The organism is Stenotrophomonas sp. Sm6012 (assembly GCF_030985895.1).
In the GTDB taxonomy this organism is placed as follows: Bacteria; Pseudomonadota; Gammaproteobacteria; order Xanthomonadales; family Xanthomonadaceae; genus Stenotrophomonas; species Stenotrophomonas forensis.
In genome coordinates this window covers 1-2,455 of record NZ_JAPTFX010000257.1, presented here as the reverse complement: position 1 = coordinate 2,455, position 2,455 = coordinate 1, and the positions used below count along the sequence as shown (strand labels likewise).

At 52.8% G+C, this 2,455-nt stretch carries 2 protein-coding genes; both read left to right on the top strand.

The features are described 5' to 3' along the window. Positions 1–478 (top strand): plasmid partitioning protein RepB C-terminal domain-containing protein (locus O0J73_RS22165; RefSeq protein WP_308309655.1); only part of this gene is annotated, 478 nt, incomplete at its 5' end. 597 nt (positions 479–1,075) lie between these two features. Further along, entirely contained in the window at positions 1,076–1,630 is a 555-nt protein-coding gene (locus O0J73_RS22160; protein ID WP_308309653.1) for an IS3 family transposase, read from the top strand. Positions 1,631–2,455: the final 825 nt, after the last annotated feature.

The window sequence follows — 2,455 nt, the reverse complement described above, 5'->3', positions numbered from 1 at the left end:
GCTGTTGCCCATAAACACCTCGGTCATTGCCATCAATTATGGCAACCGGATGTCTACGAAAGGCTGGCCGGTCCAAGGAGTATTTAGATTGCTAAGGAAAATGAAAGCTTTCCGGCAAATTGATGCAGCGCAGACGATGATCAATCTTGGAGACTACTCGATAAAGCTAGCCGCCGCCCTGCTTCAGAGTACCGCGGCTGATCAACTGGTATCGCTACCGACGTCACCATCTGCTTCAGGTCCATCCGTTGAAGCCTTACAGCGTCTTGAAAGGGAACTGTCCGCGCTGCAGGCAGATACGAAACTGCTTGAGGAGGACTATGGACCGGCTAGTCTTCAGCTGGCGATAATCAAGAACTATATAAGCAGCATAGTGCTCAACAATGCGGTCGTGGTTGGTTGGCTCGCTAAAAACTGGCCAGACCATCTAGCGCAGTTGCAACGAATTGCGGACATCCGTCATTTGAGCGATGGCTAGATGATGTGATAAGAGCCTAGTTGAATAGCGCCAAAGCGAAACTGCCCCTGGATGAAACCGTGTGCAGGCAGCAAGTGCGAGAGGCGCCAGCTTAGGAGAAAGGATGGATTCTCTTCCCGGCTTTAGGGGTGTTGTATCCGGATATGTAAGGCGCTTAGGATGCCGTATGTTCAGATGACAGGCAAACGGGAGAGTGATGAACAGAATGGTCATGGTACTGGAAGGTCCCACGGGGGAAATTCGAAATGTGACGCCTTGTCAAGCATCACTTGAGTTAGATCAAAGAGCAAGAAGGGCACCCCGGATGACTGTTTTGTCGCGGTTGACCAAGTTGGTAGATGAGGCCGGAAACATCGCGGAGCGGGCAGATCAGGAGACTTTTTCCTATCGCTTTTCTGATTGTGATGATATCTGGGTTTTAAAGATTGGCTAATGTGAAGCTGAAGCAGAAGAAATCGAAACACATGGCAGTGGAAGCATGGACGCTAGAAGTTGCTTTCGATTTGTTGTGGTGTTGATTCTTCGGCGGCCGTGTATAGTTCCCAGGATTTGCTGGACAGAGCTAGCTCCTGTTGGGGATAGCATTGGGGCACGGTCATGTCTGCAGGCAAGATCACCAACAAGACTCGGCAAGCCTACAAATTCATCGATGCGCATCGAGACGAATTCAGCATCCAGATGATGTGCCGCCTGCTTGGGGTTGCTCGGGCCGGCTACTACGCATGGCGTGAACATCCGATTTCCAATCGAGCGCAAGAAGAGGCGCGGTTGCTTCGCTTTATACGAGCCTGGTTTACCGCCAGCCACGGAACTTATGGCGCATCCAGGGTGCTTGTCGGCCTGAGGGAGCACGAGGAGACATGCAGCAAACATCGGGTTGCTCGCTTGATGCGGGTGAGCGGATTGCACGCGCTGCATGGCTATCGCGTACGGCACATCCCCGCGCCAAAATCTCACGTGTTGATCCCCAATTTAATCCAGCGTCTGTTCACCGTACCGCGCCCGAACGAGGCATGGGTGACGGATATCACCTACATCGCACCTGGCAGGGTTGGCTATCTCTGGCGGTTGTTTTGGATCTTTTCTCACGCAGGTTTGGTGGCTGGGCTGTCAGACCAACGATTCATCGCGAACTTGTTCTGGGTGTCGTGATGAAAGCCGTGCGCAGCCGATGTCGTCGCAAAACCCTGATTCACTCGGATCAAGGCTCGCAAGACGGAGGCGATGCATGGCAGCGTTTCTGCAAAGACAACTACCTTGAGCCAAGCATGAGCAGACGTGCCAACTGCTGGGACAACGCGGCAGCTGAGCCCTTCTTCAACAGTTCAAAAAAGAACAGATCAAGACGCGCATCTACGCAAATCGTGACGTGGCGACCTAGGACATATCCGACTACATCGATGGGTTTTACAATCCAAAACGCCACCACAGCCATCTGGGCGGGGTCAGTCCTGAAGAGTTCGAGGCAGCGCATCGCCACCCTCGATCAGGTGTCCACCAAAGACTGGGAATTCCAATCCGCCGAAAGGCAGTCTCACGAGATATTGGAAGTGCTCTCGCTAGTTTCCGCAGATCTAATGATCGCCCAAACTTGTTGGGTAGTGCGGTCGAGGCGATCCAGTACTTGGCATTCGTCGGGCGTCCCATTCGCCGCGGCCGCTATCTCAGCAATCATGTCAGCAAGCTGCCGTAACTTCTTTTGCCTTAGATCTGGGGAGAGCAATCGAATCGACATTGCTAGATTCTGAGTCTCGTGATCAAGGTAGATGTGCAGCCGATCGCAATCACTGAACATCGGTATCTCCCGTTAGTGGCAGGGAAGTCATCGGTCTTACGTTAGAACGATAGGGTCTCGGTTAATACAGTGTTTCGCGCAGGGTTTATGTCTAAGCTTATGCCAGTGACCTGCCCCCTTTCTCAGGGCCACTAGCTACTTAGTAGAGTCCAGGTTGGGGAGCATACCGCTCCGGTGGGTCA

Coding starts and splice junctions, on each gene's coding strand:
- O0J73_RS22160 (WP_308309653.1), top strand. CDS start 1,076: ATGTCTGCAGGCAAGATCACCAACAAGACTCGGCAAGCCTACAAATTC.